Source organism: Brevibacterium sp. Z349TD_9, assembly GCF_056173565.1.
Genome location: NZ_CM149680.1, coordinates 2,035,250 through 2,050,924, shown reverse-complemented (window position 1 = coordinate 2,050,924; position 15,675 = coordinate 2,035,250). Strand labels below are relative to the sequence as shown.

The 15,675-nt window shown below is 67.8% G+C and carries 14 protein-coding genes; 9 read left to right on the top strand and 5 right to left on the bottom strand.

Translation table 11 applies throughout. The annotated features are described in order from the left end of the window. The first annotated feature begins 3 nt into the window (after positions 1-3). Complete coding sequence (gene lipA / locus AC0VYB_RS09650) at positions 4-1,056, top strand: lipoyl synthase (RefSeq protein ID WP_009375688.1); 1,053 nt, start codon at positions 4-6, stop codon at positions 1,054-1,056. Between the two features lie 55 nt (positions 1,057-1,111). Continuing rightward, positions 1,112-1,843 (top strand): DUF4191 domain-containing protein, encoded by a 732-nt coding sequence (locus tag AC0VYB_RS09645; RefSeq protein WP_040341010.1) that lies wholly within the window; start codon positions 1,112-1,114, stop codon positions 1,841-1,843. A gap of 86 nt (positions 1,844-1,929) precedes the next feature. On the opposite strand, the gene AC0VYB_RS09640 is transcribed toward AC0VYB_RS09645, so the two are convergent. Continuing rightward, entirely contained in the window at positions 1,930-2,370 is a 441-nt protein-coding gene (locus AC0VYB_RS09640) for an RDD family protein (RefSeq protein ID WP_009375686.1), read from the bottom strand. 142 nt (positions 2,371-2,512) lie between these two features. Here AC0VYB_RS09640 and glnA (AC0VYB_RS09635) point away from each other — a divergent pair, with 142 nt between their 5' ends. Both glnA (AC0VYB_RS09635) and AC0VYB_RS09630 read left to right on the top strand, forming a co-directional pair. Next, positions 2,513-3,937, top strand: coding sequence for a type I glutamate--ammonia ligase (gene glnA, locus AC0VYB_RS09635; protein ID WP_009375685.1), 1,425 nt, complete (start codon positions 2,513-2,515; stop codon positions 3,935-3,937). A 139-nt stretch (positions 3,938-4,076) separates the two neighbouring features. Next, positions 4,077-5,555, top strand: a complete 1,479-nt coding sequence (locus AC0VYB_RS09630) for a mycothione reductase (RefSeq protein WP_009375684.1) — start codon at positions 4,077-4,079, stop codon at positions 5,553-5,555. A 4-nt stretch (positions 5,556-5,559) separates the two neighbouring features. On the opposite strand, the gene AC0VYB_RS09625 is transcribed toward AC0VYB_RS09630, so the two are convergent. From AC0VYB_RS09625 to AC0VYB_RS09615, 3 genes are read right to left on the bottom strand one after another with little or no spacing between them, the layout of a single operon-like run. Continuing rightward, the gene (locus AC0VYB_RS09625; RefSeq protein ID WP_009375683.1) at positions 5,560-8,601 is read right to left on the bottom strand and encodes a bifunctional [glutamine synthetase] adenylyltransferase/[glutamine synthetase]-adenylyl-L-tyrosine phosphorylase; all 3,042 of its coding nucleotides are present in this window, start codon (positions 8,599-8,601) and stop codon (positions 5,560-5,562) included. A 3-nt stretch (positions 8,602-8,604) separates the two neighbouring features. After that, the gene (gene glnA, locus AC0VYB_RS09620; protein ID WP_009375682.1) at positions 8,605-9,957 is read right to left on the bottom strand and encodes a type I glutamate--ammonia ligase; all 1,353 of its coding nucleotides are present in this window, start codon (positions 9,955-9,957) and stop codon (positions 8,605-8,607) included. A 3-nt stretch (positions 9,958-9,960) separates the two neighbouring features. Beyond that, a complete protein-coding gene (locus AC0VYB_RS09615) occupies positions 9,961-10,164 on the bottom strand; it encodes a hypothetical protein (protein ID WP_475384671.1) in 204 nt (67 codons plus the stop codon). A 374-nt stretch (positions 10,165-10,538) separates the two neighbouring features. Here AC0VYB_RS09615 and ald point away from each other — a divergent pair, with 374 nt between their 5' ends. Then, positions 10,539-11,657, top strand: a complete 1,119-nt coding sequence (gene ald / locus AC0VYB_RS09610; protein WP_009375678.1) for an alanine dehydrogenase — start codon at positions 10,539-10,541, stop codon at positions 11,655-11,657. Positions 11,658-12,010: 353 nt separating this feature from the next. On the opposite strand, the gene AC0VYB_RS09605 is transcribed toward ald, so the two are convergent. Next, positions 12,011-12,736, bottom strand: coding sequence for a FadR/GntR family transcriptional regulator (locus AC0VYB_RS09605; protein ID WP_009375676.1), 726 nt, complete (start codon positions 12,734-12,736; stop codon positions 12,011-12,013). Between the two features lie 132 nt (positions 12,737-12,868). On the opposite strand from AC0VYB_RS09605, the gene map reads away from it, so the two are divergent. The 4 genes from map (at position 12,869) to AC0VYB_RS09585 (ending at position 15,659) form a co-directional block, all read left to right on the top strand. Beyond that, the gene (map, locus tag AC0VYB_RS09600; protein ID WP_009375674.1) at positions 12,869-13,783 is read left to right on the top strand and encodes a type I methionyl aminopeptidase; all 915 of its coding nucleotides are present in this window, start codon (positions 12,869-12,871) and stop codon (positions 13,781-13,783) included. Further along, a complete protein-coding gene (gene ppgK / locus AC0VYB_RS09595; RefSeq protein ID WP_009375672.1) occupies positions 13,776-14,609 on the top strand; it encodes a polyphosphate--glucose phosphotransferase in 834 nt (277 codons plus the stop codon). Before map ends, ppgK begins: the two co-directional genes overlap by 8 nt. Before the next feature lie 193 nt (positions 14,610-14,802). Further along, positions 14,803-15,258, top strand: a complete 456-nt coding sequence (locus AC0VYB_RS09590) for a nucleotidyltransferase domain-containing protein (protein ID WP_231882256.1) — start codon at positions 14,803-14,805, stop codon at positions 15,256-15,258. Then, complete coding sequence (locus AC0VYB_RS09585; RefSeq protein ID WP_009375668.1) at positions 15,258-15,659, top strand: HEPN domain-containing protein; 402 nt, start codon at positions 15,258-15,260, stop codon at positions 15,657-15,659. The genes AC0VYB_RS09590 and AC0VYB_RS09585 overlap by 1 nt, the downstream gene beginning before the upstream one ends. The last annotated feature ends 16 nt before the right edge of the window (positions 15,660-15,675 follow it).

Below are 15,675 nucleotides of genomic sequence, written 5' to 3'. Positions count from 1 at the left end.
CCTGTGACGATCGCACCCGAAGGCCGCCGTATGCTCCGTGTCGAGGCACGGAACTCGGAAGTGCCCATCGAGGAGAAGCCCGCCTGGATCAAGGCGAAGGCCCACATCGGCCCCGAGTACACCTCGCTCAAGTCCCTCGTCCGCAAGCAGGACCTCCACACCGTGTGCGAGGAAGCCGGATGCCCGAACATCTTCGAGTGCTGGGAGGATCGCGAGGCGACGTTCCTCATCGGCGGCGAGCAGTGTACGAGGCGCTGCGACTTCTGCCAGATCGACACCGGCCGTCCTGCCGACTTCGACGCCGACGAGCCCCGTCGAGTCGCCGCCTCGGTCGGTGAGATGGGTCTGCGCTACTCGACGATCACCGGTGTCGCCCGTGACGACCTCGACGACGGCGGCGCCTGGCTCTACGCGGAGACCGTCAGGCAGATCCACGCCCTCGACCACGTCGACGGCCGCGGCACCGGAGTCGAACTCCTCATCCCCGACTTCAATGCCAAGCCCGACCAGCTCGCCGAGGTGTTCTCCTCCCGCCCCGAGGTTCTCGCCCACAACGTCGAGACCGTCCCGCGGATCTTCAAGCGCATCCGCCCTGCCTTCCGCTACGAACGGTCACTGTCGGTGATCACGCAGGCCCGGGAGGCGGGACTGATCACGAAGTCGAACCTCATCCTCGGCATGGGCGAGACGAATGACGAGATCATCTCCGCCCTACAGGACCTCCATGACGCCGGTTGCGACATCATCACGATCACGCAGTACCTGCGACCCTCCCCCCGGCACCATCCGGTCACCCGGTGGGTCAAGCCCGCCGACTTCGTCATGTTCCGCGACGCCGCCGAGGAGATCGGCTTCCTCGGCGTCATGTCGGGTCCGCTCGTGCGCTCCTCGTACCGCGCGGGTCGCCTGTGGGCGACGGCGATGCGCCACCGCGGGGAGGAGATCCCCGCCCACCTCGCCCACCTCGACAAGCACACCCCGGCTCGCCAGGAGGCGCAGGCCGTCGTGGATATGTTCGGCGCCGGCGAAGAGGTAGACTTGACTGCTGAGCAATGAGTGGTCCCGGGCATAATTCCGGGCACCCGCCGGCCCGTCAAGAGCAAGTGAGAGAATGAGCGAAGAACGCCGCAAGGGACTTTTCCGCCGCAAGCCCAAGGATCCGAACCGGAAGCCGGGCCGCTTGGCGCAGATGCGCCAGGTCTACGAGCTCGCAGCCAAGCACAACAAGGCCACTCCGTGGCTGCTCGCCGCTGCGATCGTCGGCTGCACCCTCGTCGGCCTTCTGGCCGGACTCGTCTTCGGCGGTGCCGTCTTCACGACGATCCTCGGTCTCATGGTCGGCCTCCTCCTCGGGATGTTCATGCTCGGTCGTTTCGCCGAGACCGCGGCGTTCGCACAGATGGAGGGCCAGCCCGGTGCCTTCGGCGCGGTCCTCAACACCGCCCGCCGCGGCTACCTCATGGACGACAAGCCGATCGCGATCGACCCGAAGAGCCGCGACCTCGTCTTCCGCTCGACCGGGCGCTCCGGGGTCGTGCTCCTCAGCGAGGGCCCGAAGGCCCGCAGTGCGAAGCTGCTGGCCAAGGAGAAGAAGCGCCATGAGCGCATCCTCCCCAATGTTCCCGTCCACACCCTCCAGGGCGGCAACGAGGAGGGACAGCTGCAGATGAAGCAGGTCGTCTCGGCCGTGCACAAGCTGCCGCGCAAGCTCAACCGCGCCGAGGTCCTCGCGGTGCGCAACCGGCTCTCCGCGCTCGGCACGCAGGGCACGCGCCCGCCGATCCCCAAGGGCATCGACCCGAACAAGGCCCGCCCCAACCACAAGGCGATGCGCGGACGCTGACCGTCCCCGCAGATTCGTCGGCCCCGGCTCCGCAGATGCGGAGTCGGGGCCGATGTGCGTCCGGCCTCGCGTCAGCGAGTAGGAAGTCAGCGGCGGAGGATGACCGTGCGTGCGGCGAGGTCGTGGAGGCCGCGGCTGTCGCGGTCGAAGATGAGCGCCGGGATGACGAGGACGACGAGCGCCGTCCTGATGATCGCGGGCAGGAACCCCGGGACACGGCCGTCGAGGCGACGGACCTCGATCCCGAAGAGACGGTGCCCGACGGAGTATCCGAGGGTGGAGACGAGGAGGATGTTCTCGACGGCGAAGATCGCCGGGGCGAGGAACGGATTCGTCGAACCGATGGCGCCGGCGATGGCCAGGCACATGAACCAGTCGACCATGAGTGCGAGCAGGCGGCGCCAGGCGGGGGCGACTGAGTGCCGACCGGTCTCCGGCAGGCCGAGCCTGCGTCCGGGCCAGTCGCCCTCTTCTCGGTGGATCTGAGGGCCCTGCAGCCAGGACCCGAGGTCGTCGCGATTGATCACCCTGCCAGCCTACCGAAGGCGACGTGGGAGAATCCTCAGGAAACATCCGCGAAACATGACCGTCATCACGGCTTCACCTCCGGCCAACTAGGATGGATCGTGGTCAGGGACCACCGACCACTCGTCTAACTAGGAGACCTAAGTGTTCTCGTCTGCTGAAGAACTCGTCAACTACATTGCGGAGAACGACGTGCGATTCGTCGATGTCCGCTTCTGCGACCTCCCCGGTGTCGTCCAGCACTTCAATCTGCCCGCCGCATCCTACGGCGTGGACGAGATCACCGAAGGCCTCCTCTTCGACGGGTCCTCGATCACGGGATTCCAGGGCATCCACGAGTCGGACATGAAGCTCCTCGCCGACGTCGCCTCGGCGTTCGTCGACCCCTACCGCGAGGCGAAGACGCTCGTGGTCACCCACTCGATCGTCGACCCCTTCACCGACGAGCCCTATTCGCGCGACCCCCGCCAGGTGGCGGCGAAGGCGGAGAAGTACCTCCAGTCGACCGGGATCGCCGACACCGTCTACTACGGTGCCGAGGCCGAGTTCTACATGTTCGACTCGATCCGCTATCAGAACACCCCCGGCCACAGCTTCTACGAGATCGACTCCGTCGAAGCGGCCTGGAACACCGGCGCCGAGGAGCCGGGCGGCAACCTCGGCTACAAGACTCCGTACAAGGGCGGCTACTTCCCCGTCTCCCCGCAGGACAAGTTCGCCGACATCCGCGACCAGATGTCGATGACGCTCGAGACCATCGGCTTCGAGATGGAGCGCGCCCACCATGAGGTCGGAACCGCCGGGCAGCAGGAGATCAACTACAAGTTCAACACCCTCCAGCACGCAGCCGACCAGCTCCTCGACTTCAAGTACGTCGTCAAGAACACCGCCGACGAGTACGGCAAGACGGTGACGTTCATGCCCAAGCCGCTCTTCGGGGACAACGGCTCCGGCATGCACTGCCACCAGTCGCTGTGGAAGGACGGCGAGCCCCTGTTCTACGACGAGAACGGCTATGCGGGTCTCTCCGACCTCGCACGCTGGTACATCGGCGGCCTCATCGAGCACGCCGGCGCCGTCCTCGCCTTCACGAACCCGACGATCAACTCCTACCGCCGCCTCGTCCCCGGCTATGAAGCCCCGGTCAACCTCGTCTACTCGGCGCGCAACCGCTCGGCGGCCATCCGAATCCCGGTGACCGGCTCCTCGCCGAAGGCCAAGCGCCTCGAGTTCCGCGTGCCCGACCCGTCGTCGAACCCCTACCTCGCGTTCTCCGCCCAGCTCATGGCCGGACTCGACGGCATCCGCAACCGCATCGAACCGCCGGAGCCGATCGACAAGGACCTCTACGAGCTGCCCCCGGAAGAGGCCAAGGACATCAAGCTCGTGCCGGCCTCCCTCGACGAGGCGCTCGACGAGCTCGAGCGCGATCACGACTTCCTCACCGCCGGTGACGTGTTCACGCCCGACCTCATCGAGACCTGGATCCGGATCAAGCGCGAGAACGAGATCGACGTCGCGCGCCTGCGTCCGACCCCGACCGAGTTCGAGCTCTACTTCTCGATCTGACCCGACCCGCGGCGGGAGAATCGCCGGAGGGAATACAATGGGGGCGTCACCGGTTCATCCGGTGGCGCCCCTGCCGCGTTGCCCTCGGCACGGATCGGCAGGGACCCATCATCGACACCACCACCTGCGAGGACGGAACATGGCGCATTACGATCTGCTGGTCATCGGCACGGGTTCGGGGAACATGTTCCTCGACAAGCGGTTCGCGGGGCTGAAGACCGCGATCGCCGAGGAATGGCATTTCGGAGGCACCTGCCTCAACGTCGGCTGCATCCCCACGAAGATGTTCGTCTATCCGGCCACCGTCGCCGAGGAGGCCGCGCACGCGAAGCGCTACGATGTCGATGCCTCGTTCTCCGGCGTCGACTGGTCGGACCTGCAGGAGCGCATCTTCTCCCGCGTCGACGCGATCGAAGCCGGCGGGCGCGAGTACCGGATGAGCGACCGCCAGCCGAACAACACCGTCATCCCCGAACATGTCCGCTTCGTCGACGAGAAGACCGTGGTCACCGACTCCGGTGAGGAGATCACTGCCGACCGCATCGTCATCGCCGCCGGGGCCGCCCCGACGATCCCCGACACCCCCGGGCTCGATCCCGCTCGGGTTGACACCCCGGGATACCCGATCGTCACCTCGAACTCGATCATGCGTCTGCCGGAGCAGCCGAAGCGGCTGGCGATCGTCGGCTCGGGCGTCGTCGCGATGGAGTTCGCCCATATCCTCTCGAGCTTCGGCACCGAGGTGACCGTCGTCGCCCGCGGACCCCGCCTGCTCCAGGACTTCGACGCCACCGCCTCGGCGGAGTTCACAGAGATCTTCACGGCCGACCACAACGTCATCCTCGGTGCCCAGCCGGCTGCCTACCGCCTCGGCGAGGGCGAGGGAGCTCCGGTGACGATCGACCTCGAGCCCAGCGGGCGGATGGACGACGTCGACATCCCCGCGTCGGTCGACGCCGACATCGTCCTCATCGCCATCGGCCGCCACCCGAACACCGAGGGCCTCGACGCGGCCGCGGTCGGCTACGACACGACGGCCGACGGCAGGCTCGTCGTCGATGACTTCCAGCGGGTCTACGCGGGAGGGAGGCCGGTTCCCGGCGTCTTCGCCCTCGGTGACATCAGCTCCGAGCACCAGCTCAAGCACGTCGCCAACCACGAGGCGCGCGTCGTCGGCGACAACCTCGCCGTCGACGTCGCCGCCGGCGCGCCCGGTGCCGCGCCGGAGACCGCTCTGACGCGCTCGAGCCACAAGGCCGTACCCGCGGCGGTGTTCACCTCGCCCCAGGTGGCCGCGGTCGGGATGACCGAGGACGAAGCCCGCGCCGCCGGCCACGACGTCACCGTCAAGGTCCAGAACTACTCCGACGTCGCCTACGGGTGGGCGATGGCCGACGACCCGGGGATCGTCAAGATCATCGCCGACCGGGACACCCGGCTCATCCTCGGTGCGCAGATCGTCGGCCACGAGGCGTCGATGATCATCCAACCCGTGATCCAGGCGATGGCCTTCGACCAGCCGGCCGACGAGGTGGCCCGCGGGCAGTACTGGATCCATCCTGCCCTGCCCGAGGTCATCGAGAACGCTCTCCTCGGGCTCGACTTCTCCCCGCGGTGAGGCCTCAGAACTCGTAGAACCGGTTCTCCATGACGGAGCGGGCGTGGCGGGTCGCACGCAGGTAGTCGTCCTCGAGCTCCCGTCCGCCCCCGGCCGGATACCCGAGGAGACGGGCCGTGGCTTCGAGCTCGGAGTGCTCGTCGGGCAACGACTCGGCGGTGCGCCCGCGGAAGAGCATGACCGCTGAACGGACGTTCGTGGCCAGCTGCCAGGCGACGGCGAGCTCCGCGGCGTCCTCTGCGGGGATGAGGTCCGCGGCCGCCGCGGCTTCGAGGGCCGGCAGCGTCGACGTCGTCCGCAGGCCCGGAACCGAGTGGGCGAAGCGCAGCTGGAGGAGCTGGACGGTCCATTCGACGTCGGAGAGGCTCCCCCGGCCGAGCTTGAGGTGTCGGCGCTTGTCCGCGCCCTTGGGCAGCCGCTCGTCCTCCATCCGCGCTTTGAGGGTGCGCACCTGGGTGAGCGCCTTCCCGGTCATCTGCTCGGGGTAGCGCAGAGGGTCGATGAGGGCCGTGAACTCCTCTGTCAGCGCTGAGTCGCCGGCGACGGGCCTGGCCCGCAGGAGTGCCTGGGCCTCCCACGGCTCCGACCATTTCGCGTAGTAGGACTGGTAGGAGGCGAATGTGCGCACGAGCGGACCGTTCTTGCCCTCGGGGCGCAGATCTGCGTCGAGGTCGATGCCCTTGGCCCCCTCGCTCGCCTTGAGGCGCGAAGTGAGCTGGAGGGCGACCTTGTTGACGTGTTTGCTCAGCTTCGCCCGCGCCTCGGCGTCGAGGTCCTCGTCGCGGGCACGGTAGACGAACATCGCATCCCCGTCGGAGAAGTACCCGATCTCCCGGCCGCCCCACCGCCCCATGGCGATGACCGCGAACTCGTAGTCCGGCGTCGACTCTTCGTCGAGGTCGAGACGCACGGCCGCCAGCGCACCGGAGACCGTGAGGTCCATGAGGTCGGAGAGATCGCCGGGCACCTCGGCCCGGTCGCCGACGTCGAGGACGTCGCGCAGGGCGATGCGCAGCAGCTCCCGGGAGTACGTCTCCCGAATCCGCGACACCGCTGACCCGCCGTGCCGGGAGAGCAGTCCCTCGATCTCGGCGCCGAGGACCTCGAGGTCGCGGGCGTGGAGACTCTGGTAGTCGTCGAGCCACGCGACGGCGGCCGGCTGGCGCAGCAGGAGTTCCGTCGCGTACCCGGAGAGCGTGAGGACCTCGGCGACGGACTTCGCGGCGAGCCCGGAGTCGCGCAGCATCTTGAGGAACCAGCCCGAGGAGGAGAGAGAGTCGGTGAGCCGACGGAACGACAGCAGGGCGGCATCGGGATCGACGCCGTCGGAGAACCAGTCGAGCAGCGCCGGCAGGACCTGCCGGATGACGTGGGCGGTGCGCGACATGCCCGCCGTGAGCGACTTGATGTGGCCGAGCGCACCCTGCGGGTCGCGGTAGCCGAAGGCGCGGAGCCGGTCGGCGGCCGCCTGGAGGCTCGTGCCCCGGTGATGGGCGTCGACGACGGCACCGTGGACGCCGACGGCGGCGTCGAGGACGGGACGGTAGAAGATCTGCTCGTGCAGCCGCGTGACCTGCTTGGCGAAGTCCCGGCGCGTCTCCTCGAGCCGCTCCCCCGAGCGGGTGCCGGAGGTGAAGACGGAGCGTGCGAGAGTCCGCAGCTTCGCCTCGTCGTCGGGGATGAGGGCGTTGCGCAGCATCCGCGGGATCTGCACACGGTGTTCGACGACACGCATGAAACGGTAGGCCGCGGAGAACGCTGCGGCATCGTCTTGGCCGATGTAGCCGTGCTCTCCGAGGGCGGACAGGGCGAGCAGCGTGTTCGGGGACCGGATCTCGTCGTCGCTCTGCCCGTGGACGAGCTGGAGGAGCTGCGCGGAGAACTCGACGTCGCGCAGTCCCCCGCGTCCGAGTTTGATCTGCCGCGGCGCTTCGGCGGCGGGGATGAGGTCGACGACTCGACGGCGCATCGCCCGGATCCCGTCGATGAAGCCCTCCCGGCCGGCAGCCTCCCAGACGAGAGGGCCGAGCGTGTCGGTGAACGCGGTGCCGACCTCGGAGTCGCCGGCGACGGGCCGCGCTTTGAGGAGAGCCTGGAACTCCCAGTTCTTCGCGACATCGGCGTAGTAGTGCTCGAACTCCGACATCGTGCGCACGAGCGCTCCGGCCTTGCCCTCGGGACGCAGGGCGGTGTCGACCTCCCACAGCGCCGGTTCGGCACCGGGGTCGGAGAGGATCGAGCGCATCCGCTGCGCCACCTCGGTGGCCAGGCGCCGCTGAGCGTCGGTCGACTCGGAGGCGAGGACGAAGACGACGTCGACGTCGGAGACGTAGTTGAGCTCCCTTGCCCCGGTCTTCCCGAGCGCGATCACGGCCATCCGGACGTCCGCGTCCGGGTCGAGCTCGGCCCGGGCGATGGACAGGCCCGCCTCCATCGCGGCCGAGGCGAGGTCGGAGAGGACTGCGGTGACGAGGTCGACGATGTCCTCGGGTTGGTCGGCGAAGAGGTCGTCGGCCATGAGGGCGAGAAGCACGTCCCGGTAGGCCCGGCGCAGGCGAGCGATCCCCTCGTTGCCGGTGTGAGCGGCGACCGGGGCCGGATCATCCGGGTCGGCGCCGACGCTTTCCAGCAGCGTCTCGCGCAGGGCGCTCGCCGAGGCCTGCGGGGTCGAGATCATGAGATACGGGGCACGGTTGAGCAGGATGCCCAGCGAGTCGGGGTGGCGGACGAGATGATCGACCATCGCCTCGGAGGTGCCGAGCACCCGAAGCAGTCGCGCGAGCAGCGGGCGGTCGAGATCCGCCTCGGCGACGGGGTCCGGCCCGCCCGCTCCTACCGCCTCGACGAGGGCGCGTCCATCGTCCTCGCACTGTTCGAGGACGCGGAGGAGGCCGAGAGCGGCCTGGTGCGGGTCCGGGGTCGCCTCGAGCAGGTCGACGAACCGCGAATCCGTGGCCAGCGGCGCTCCGACGATCCCGTCGATGTCGCCGAGGAAGCGGGTGGCCGACGTGGAGCCGGCAGGGGTCCGTGAGGTGATCCGAGCCATGGTCTACATCGACGAGAAGTGCTTGCTGAGCTCGTACGGCGTCACCTGCGCCCGGTATTCGGTCCATTCCTGGCGCTTGTTGCGGAGGAAGAAGTCGAAGACCTCCTCACCGAGCGTCTCGGCGACGAGGTCGGAGCCCTCCATGATCTCGACTGCCTCGGCGAGGCTGGCAGGCAGGGCGCGGATGCCCATCGCCCGACGTTCGGTGTCCGAGAGCAGCCAGACGTTGTCCTCGGCCTCCTCGGGCAGTTCGTAGTCCTCTTCGATGCCCTTGAGCCCGGCGGCGAGCATGAGGGCGTAGGAGAGGTACGGGTTCGCCGAGGAGTCCAGCCCCCGGTACTCGACGCGAGCCGAGGACGACTTGCCCGAGTTGTACTGGGGCACACGCACAAGCGCGGAGCGGTTGCGGTGGCCCCAGCAGATGTACGAGGGAGCCTCGTGGCCGGTCCACAGCCGCTTGTAGGAGTTGACGTACTGGTTCGTCACCGCGGTGATCTCCGCCGCGTGATGGAGGAGGCCCGCGATGAACTGGCGCCCGGTCTTCGACAGCTGGTAGGTCGCCCCCGGTTCGAAGAACGCGTTGTTCTCCCCCTCGAAGAGGGAGACGTGGGTGTGCATCCCGTTGCCGGGATGGTCGGAGAGCGGCTTGGGCATGAAGGAGGCGTAGACGCCCTGGGCGATCGCGACCTCCTTGATCACCGACCGGAACGTCATGATGTTGTCGGCCATCGTCAGCGCGTCGGCGTAGCGGAGGTCGATCTCGTTCTGGCCTGGTCCCGCCTCGTGGTGGGAGAACTCGACGGACAGACCCATCGCCTCGAGCATCGTCACCGCCGAGCGGCGGAAGTCGTTCGCGGTGCCGCCGTTGACGTGGTCGAAGTAGCCTGCGGTGTCGACGGGCACGGGCGCACCGAGGGTCCCGTTGCCGGAGTCGAGGTTGCCGGAGCGGAAGAGGTAGAACTCGATCTCCGGGTGGACATAGAAGGTGAAGCCCTTCTTCGCCGCCGCTTCGAGGGTGCGCTTGAGGACGTTGCGCGGGTCGGCCTTGGCCGGTTCGCCCCCGGGGACGTGGATGTCGCAGAACATCCGACCCGTCGGCTCGGTCTCTCCGCGCCACGGCAGCAGGGAGAACGTCGAGGGGTCGGGCTTGAGGACCATGTCGGCCTCGTAGACCCGGGAGAGTCCTTCGACCGCCGAGCCGTCGAAGCCGATGCCCTCGGAGAACGCGCCCTCGAGTTCGGCGGGCACGATCGCCACCGACTTCAGTCCGCCGAGGACGTCGGTGAACCAGAGGCGGATGAACCGGACCTCACGGTCCTCGACGGTGCGGAGGACGAACTCTTCCTGTCGCGACATCGATCAGCCGTTCCACTTCTTGTCGTCTTCGTTCCACTCCTCGTTGCGCTTCTTCGCCTGCTCGAGGGCGTCGCGCGCCTCCGCCTCGGTGGTGTAGGGGCCCATCCGGTGGGTCCAGTCACTGACGAGACCCTGTTCGACCTCACCCGTCGCGGTGTTGAAGTACCACTTGGAGTTCGCCTCGTCGATATCCTTGAACAGTCCCATGGCCGGCCTTCCGTCGTTGCTGTGGTGCCCTGACGATGTCAGCTTACCGGTTCGCAGGCCTCCTGACAGGGGTGTTCGCCGAGGTGTCGGCGCCGTGTCGGCGACTGTGGGCATTGAGCTGGACGCGGTCATCTGACCGCCCGTGTCACTGCAGGCGGAGTCTCCCGCCGAGGCATCCCGACGCTGCCGTCGATCGAACCATTCCGTAATCTTTCGCATCGTGGACAACCGATTCCGCAAGACTCGGCACGAAATGGGCATGTAAAGGTTTGCCTCCCAGACCTTCAGAAGCTTAGAGTGAGATGTACCCTCGGCCGTTGCCTCGCGCGGCCGGACCTGCCCCGCTGCCGGGGCGCCATGAGAGAAGGAATCCAATGCGCATTTCAGTGCCCACAGAGGTCAAGAACAACGAGTTCCGGGTCGCCATCACCGCTGCCGGCGTCCATGAGCTCGTCTCCCGCGGTCACGAGGTCACCGTTCAGGCCGGTGCCGGCGAAGGCTCATTCATCAGCGACGACGAATACACCGCAGCCGGTGCGACCATCGCTCCCGACGCCGCGAGCACCTGGGCCGCCGGGGACATGGTCCTCAAGGTCAAGGAGCCCATCGCGCAGGAGTACGGCTTCCTCCGCAAGGACCTCATCCTCTTCACCTACCTCCACCTCGCCGCCGATGAGGCGCTGACGAAGGCGCTCATGGAGGCCGGCACCACCGCCATCGCCTACGAGACCGTCCAGCCCGACGGCGGCGGCCTGCCCCTGCTCGCTCCGATGTCGGAGATCGCCGGTCGGCTCTCGACGCAGGTCGGTGCGCACAGCCTGCTCAAGGCCGAAGGCGGCCGCGGTGTGCTCCTCTCCGGCGTGCCCGGCACCGACAAGGCCAACGTCGTCGTCATCGGCGCCGGCGTCGCCGGCACGAACGCCGCACGCATGGCGCTCGGCCTCGGCGCCAACGTCGAGGTCATCGACATCAACATCCCCCGCCTGCGCCAGATCGACGAGACCTTCAATGGTGCGATCGCAACGAAGGTGTCGAACAGGTACGAGATCACGAAGTCGCTCTCGACGGCCGACCTCGTCATCGGCTCCGTCCTCATCCCGGGCAAGAAGGCTCCCAAGCTCGTCACCGACGACATGGTCGCCGGCATGAAGCCCGGTTCCGTGCTCGTCGACATCGCGATCGACCAAGGCGGCTGCTTCGAGGGCTCGCACCCGACGACCCACGACGACCCGACCTACGTCGTCCACCAGTCGATCTTCTACTGCGTGGCGAACATGCCCGGCGCCGTGCCGAACACCGCGACCGCGGCGCTGACGAACGCGACCCTGCCGTTCGCCGTCAAGCTCGCCGACCAGGGCTGGCACAAGGCGCTGTCGAACGACACCGGTCTCGCCCGCGGCCTCAACACCCACAACGGCCACGTGACGAACGACAACGTCGCCGAGGCGTTCGGCCTCCAGGCCGTCTCCGTCGAGCACGCGCTCGCGAACTGAGGCGGCGGCTCCGGCCCATGCCTGAGCTCCAGCCCGGGCGGCTCTGAGTCGCTCGGCCGGCCGCTGGGCGCACAACGCACCGTCAGCGTCTTCTCCACCCCGTAGACCGGGATGAACAGACGCCGGCGGTGCGTTGTGCATTCCCCCGCCGAGGTTGTGGCAGTGCAGGTGCGCAGCGTCGGTTCGGGTGCGCTTCCGCGCTTGGGGTAGGACGTGCCGTTTGAAGTAGGGGGTGAGAGGGAGAACGTCCCCGTGGGGACGTCTACAGGGCCGCCGCCGTGCACAACCGCGGGCGCAATCGCAGACGGTCTCGTGCGCGACCGCGAACGATCAGTGTCGACGCTCGCGGCCGCCTACCGGGTCTCCCGCATCGTCGTCTGCCGGAAATGCTCCTCGCACAAGCGACCCGCCGCCTCGGCGTCTCCGGCGGCAATCGCCTCGACGATCGCGGCGTGGTCGATGACGGCCCGATCGAAGAGCTCGTGGGAGAACGGGTCGTGGCGGAAACCGGCGTTGATGCGGGTGTCGATGTCGATGGCGATGCGCACGAGCTCGGGGTTGTGTCCGGCCCGGGCGATCGCGAAGTGGAACCGGGCGTCGGCCGTGCGGGCGGCCGACGCCTCGGCGCGTTCGGAGTAGGCATCCGCGAGATCGCGCAGCTCGTCGAGCTCGTCGTCGGTGCGGCGCAGCGCCGCGGTCGCGGCTAGGCTGTTCTGGAACACGGCGCGGGCGTCGAGGAGGTTGCGCCGCTCGGCGTGGAACTCCTCGATCCTCTCGGCCATCGGGGCGAGGGTCGCTGGTGCGGCGCTCGCGACGAAAGTGCCGCCGCCACGGCCGCGACGGCGTTCGACGACGCCGAGCCGCTCGAGGCGCTCAAGGGCGGCCCGAACACTCGATCGCGACACCTGGAGGTCGGCGGCCAGCGCGCGCTCCCCCGGCAGCAGCGTGCCCTCGGGCAGGGCGCCGACCGCGATGCCGGAGAGGATGTGGTCGGCGATCTGCTGCGGGGCGCTCGTGAGGCTGACGACCTCGCTCAGCCCGGAGAACTCCTTGCCGGGCAGGTCAGGCCGCTCGCTCATCGCACCTCCACTTTCGCTCTCCCGGTTCTGTGTCTTCTCCGAGTCTAAGCTTTCCCACCGCCGAGGCGGGACGTCGGTGGGGTGCTCGTCAGTGGATTCTCGATGCGCCGGGGCTCTAGAATCGTGACCATCATGACAGCCCATCCTCGCCTCATCACGCCCGGAACGCTCTCCCCCGAACGTCAGGTCCCCGCTTCGATCACCCGACCCGAGTACGTCGGGCGCGCCGACGCCGACGAAGGCCGCGGCGGCGACCAGTACACGCCCGAGGAGATCGAGCGCGTCCGCGTCGCCGGCGGCATCGCGGCCAACGCCCTGGCCGCCGTCGGAGAGATCATCGCCCCCGGGGTGACGACCGATGAGATCGACCGGGTCGCCCACGCGTTCATGGCCGACCACGGCGCCTACCCGTCGACGCTCGGCTACCGTGGCTTCCCGAAGTCCGTGTGCACCTCGGTCAACGAGGTCATCTGCCACGGCATCCCCGACTCGACCGTGCTCGAGAACGGCGACATCGTCAACGTCGACATCACCGCCTACATCGGCGGCATGCACGGGGACACGAACTACACATTCGCCGTCGGAGACATCGACGACGAGTCGCGCCTCCTCATCGAACGGACGTGGGAGGCGACGATGCGCGGCATCAAGGCGGTGCGCCCAGGCCGGGAGATCAACGTCATCGGCCGGGTCATCGAGAAATACGCCAAGCGCTTCGGCTACGGGGTCGTCCGCGACTACAGCGGCCACGGCGTCGGCCGTGAGTTCCACTCCGGCCTCATCGTCCCCCACTACGATGCCGCACCCTCCCACGCCGAGGTGATGGAGCCGGGGATGATCTTCACGATCGAACCGATGCTCAACCTCGGCACCGAGGCCTGGGACGTCTGGGACGATTCGTGGACGGTCGTGACGAAGGACCGGAAGCGCTCCGCCCAGTTCGAGCACACCATCGTCGTCACCGACTCCGGCGCCGACATCCTCACCCTTCCCGACCCCGCCTCGGCGATCGCCGGCGGCCCGACGCCCAAGGACGCAGATGACTGAGGACACCCCCGCCCGCTTCGCAATCGGCATCGACATCGGGGGCACCGGGATCAAGGCCGCCCTCGTCGACACGGAGACCGGCCAGCTCGCGTTCAAGCGCGTGCGCGTGCTCACTCCGAAGCCGAGCACCCCGGATGCCGTGGCCGATGCCATCGCCGAGGTGGTCGACCTCCTCGTCGAGCGTGCCCTCGAACTCGAGGTCGTCGCCGACCGCGGCGTCCTCGACGCGCTGCCGCTCGGGTGCGGGTTCCCCGGCGTCGTCCTCGACGACGAGGTCCACTACGCGGCGAACCTCGACAGGAGCTGGATCGGCTCGAACATCCAGGCGATCCTGCGCAAGCGCATGGGCAGGCAGTTCTTCATCATGAACGACGCCGACGCCGCGGGTCTGGCCGAGATGGTCTTCGGTGCCGGGCGGAAGTACCGGAAGAAGACGGTGCTGCTCACGACGTTGGGCACCGGTATCGGCACGGCGCTGTTCACGCAGGGTCGCCTCGTCCCCTACACCGAGCTCGGCCACATCGAGATGAATGGCCGTGACGCGGAGACGCAGGCAGCGGAGTCGGTCAAGGTCCGTGAGGAGCTCGAGTTCGACGAGTGGGCGAAGCGGCTGCAGCAGTACTACTCGCAGGTCGAGCTGCTCGTCGCCCCGGATCTCATCATCGTCGGCGGCGGCATCTCGAAGCGCCACGACGAGTTCCTTCCGCTCATCACGACTCGGGCTGTGATGTGCCCGGCGAAGATGTTCAACAACGCGGGCATCGTCGGTGCCGCAATACTGGCCGTCAACGACGGCAAGCCTCGGGTGAAGAAGGGCCTCGGCTGAGCACTGCAGTCCCGTCTGACTGTTCAGCCAGTCACGTGATCGGTATGCTAGTCACATGAATGTCGACGAGCCCTTCGGAGGACTGATCACCGGCGCACGCGGCGCAGTGCTCGCTCTCCTCCTACGGACCGGCGCCCACCCGACGGGTCGCAGGGTCCACTCGCTTCTCGACGGTGACCACAGCCTCTGGTCTGTGCAGCAGGCGCTCAAAGCGTTAGTCGAGCTGGGAATCGTCGAGCAGACGACGGTGGGGCCGTCGATCATCTACTCGATCAACGAAGACCATGCAACAGTGCCCTCGCTCCGCAGGCTCGTCGATCCTGTCGGCATGCTGACCGAGGTCATCGAAGCGCAAATCGACACGACTGCTGTCGACGCGGTCATTCTCTTCGGATCGACAGCCACCGGAGCAGCGAGCGCCGACAGTGACATCGATCTTGCCGTCATCGGCTCGAGTGACTGGGACGAATCCGGCCGTCTGGCTCAGCACGTGCACGCCGGCATGGGCAACCCATGTGACGTTCTCGTCTTCACGCCGGAGGAATTTGACGCGGCAGTCAGACGAGGCGAACCCGTCGTCAGGGATATCCTTCGTGACGGCATTCCGCTCGTCGGTGCCCTCCCCCATCGCGAGCCGCGGGTCGGCTGATGGCGCGGTCGGAACAGCAGAATTCCGCTCGGCTGTTCCTGCGAAAGGCGCAGGAGTACCTGGACTCGGCGGAGGACAACCTCGTTCTGGAACGCCTCACCGTAGCCGGCGGTGACGCCGTCCATGCTGGAATCTGCGCCAAAGACGCTTTCGTCACTGCGCTTTCAGGAACGACAGGAAAGGCGAAGGACCATTCTCGCGCAGCCCGAGAACTGCGCGACGTGCTTGGGAGTCGGGCCGTTGCCGCCGACGCCGAACGGTGCCTGCGACAACTCGTTTCCGCAAAGAGCGAGATCGAGTACGGGACCGGCCTCATGTCTGAGGCAAAAGCAGAGACGCTGGTGCGACGGGCGCGCACCCTTGTCGCGACGGCGAAGGACATTGTGGTGCTGCGGCGCTGACCACAGGCAACAGGGC

Bases quoted from the DNA above. Each gene is read 5' to 3' on its own strand.
- AC0VYB_RS09615 (WP_475384671.1), bottom strand. From the start codon at position 10,164: ATGGGACTGTTCAAGGATATCGACGAGGCGAACTCCAAGTGGTACTTC.
- AC0VYB_RS09625 (WP_009375683.1), bottom strand. From the start codon at position 8,601: ATGGCTCGGATCACCTCACGGACCCCTGCCGGCTCCACGTCGGCCACC.
- ppgK (WP_009375672.1), top strand. From the start codon at position 13,776: ATGACTGAGGACACCCCCGCCCGCTTCGCAATCGGCATCGACATCGGG.
- map (WP_009375674.1), top strand. From the start codon at position 12,869: ATGACAGCCCATCCTCGCCTCATCACGCCCGGAACGCTCTCCCCCGAA.
- AC0VYB_RS09605 (WP_009375676.1), bottom strand. From the start codon at position 12,736: ATGAGCGAGCGGCCTGACCTGCCCGGCAAGGAGTTCTCCGGGCTGAGC.
- AC0VYB_RS09630 (WP_009375684.1), top strand. From the start codon at position 4,077: ATGGCGCATTACGATCTGCTGGTCATCGGCACGGGTTCGGGGAACATG.
- AC0VYB_RS09645 (WP_040341010.1), top strand. From the start codon at position 1,112: ATGAGCGAAGAACGCCGCAAGGGACTTTTCCGCCGCAAGCCCAAGGAT.
- ald (WP_009375678.1), top strand. From the start codon at position 10,539: ATGCGCATTTCAGTGCCCACAGAGGTCAAGAACAACGAGTTCCGGGTC.
- glnA (WP_009375682.1), bottom strand. From the start codon at position 9,957: ATGTCGCGACAGGAAGAGTTCGTCCTCCGCACCGTCGAGGACCGTGAG.
- AC0VYB_RS09585 (WP_009375668.1), top strand. From the start codon at position 15,258: ATGGCGCGGTCGGAACAGCAGAATTCCGCTCGGCTGTTCCTGCGAAAG.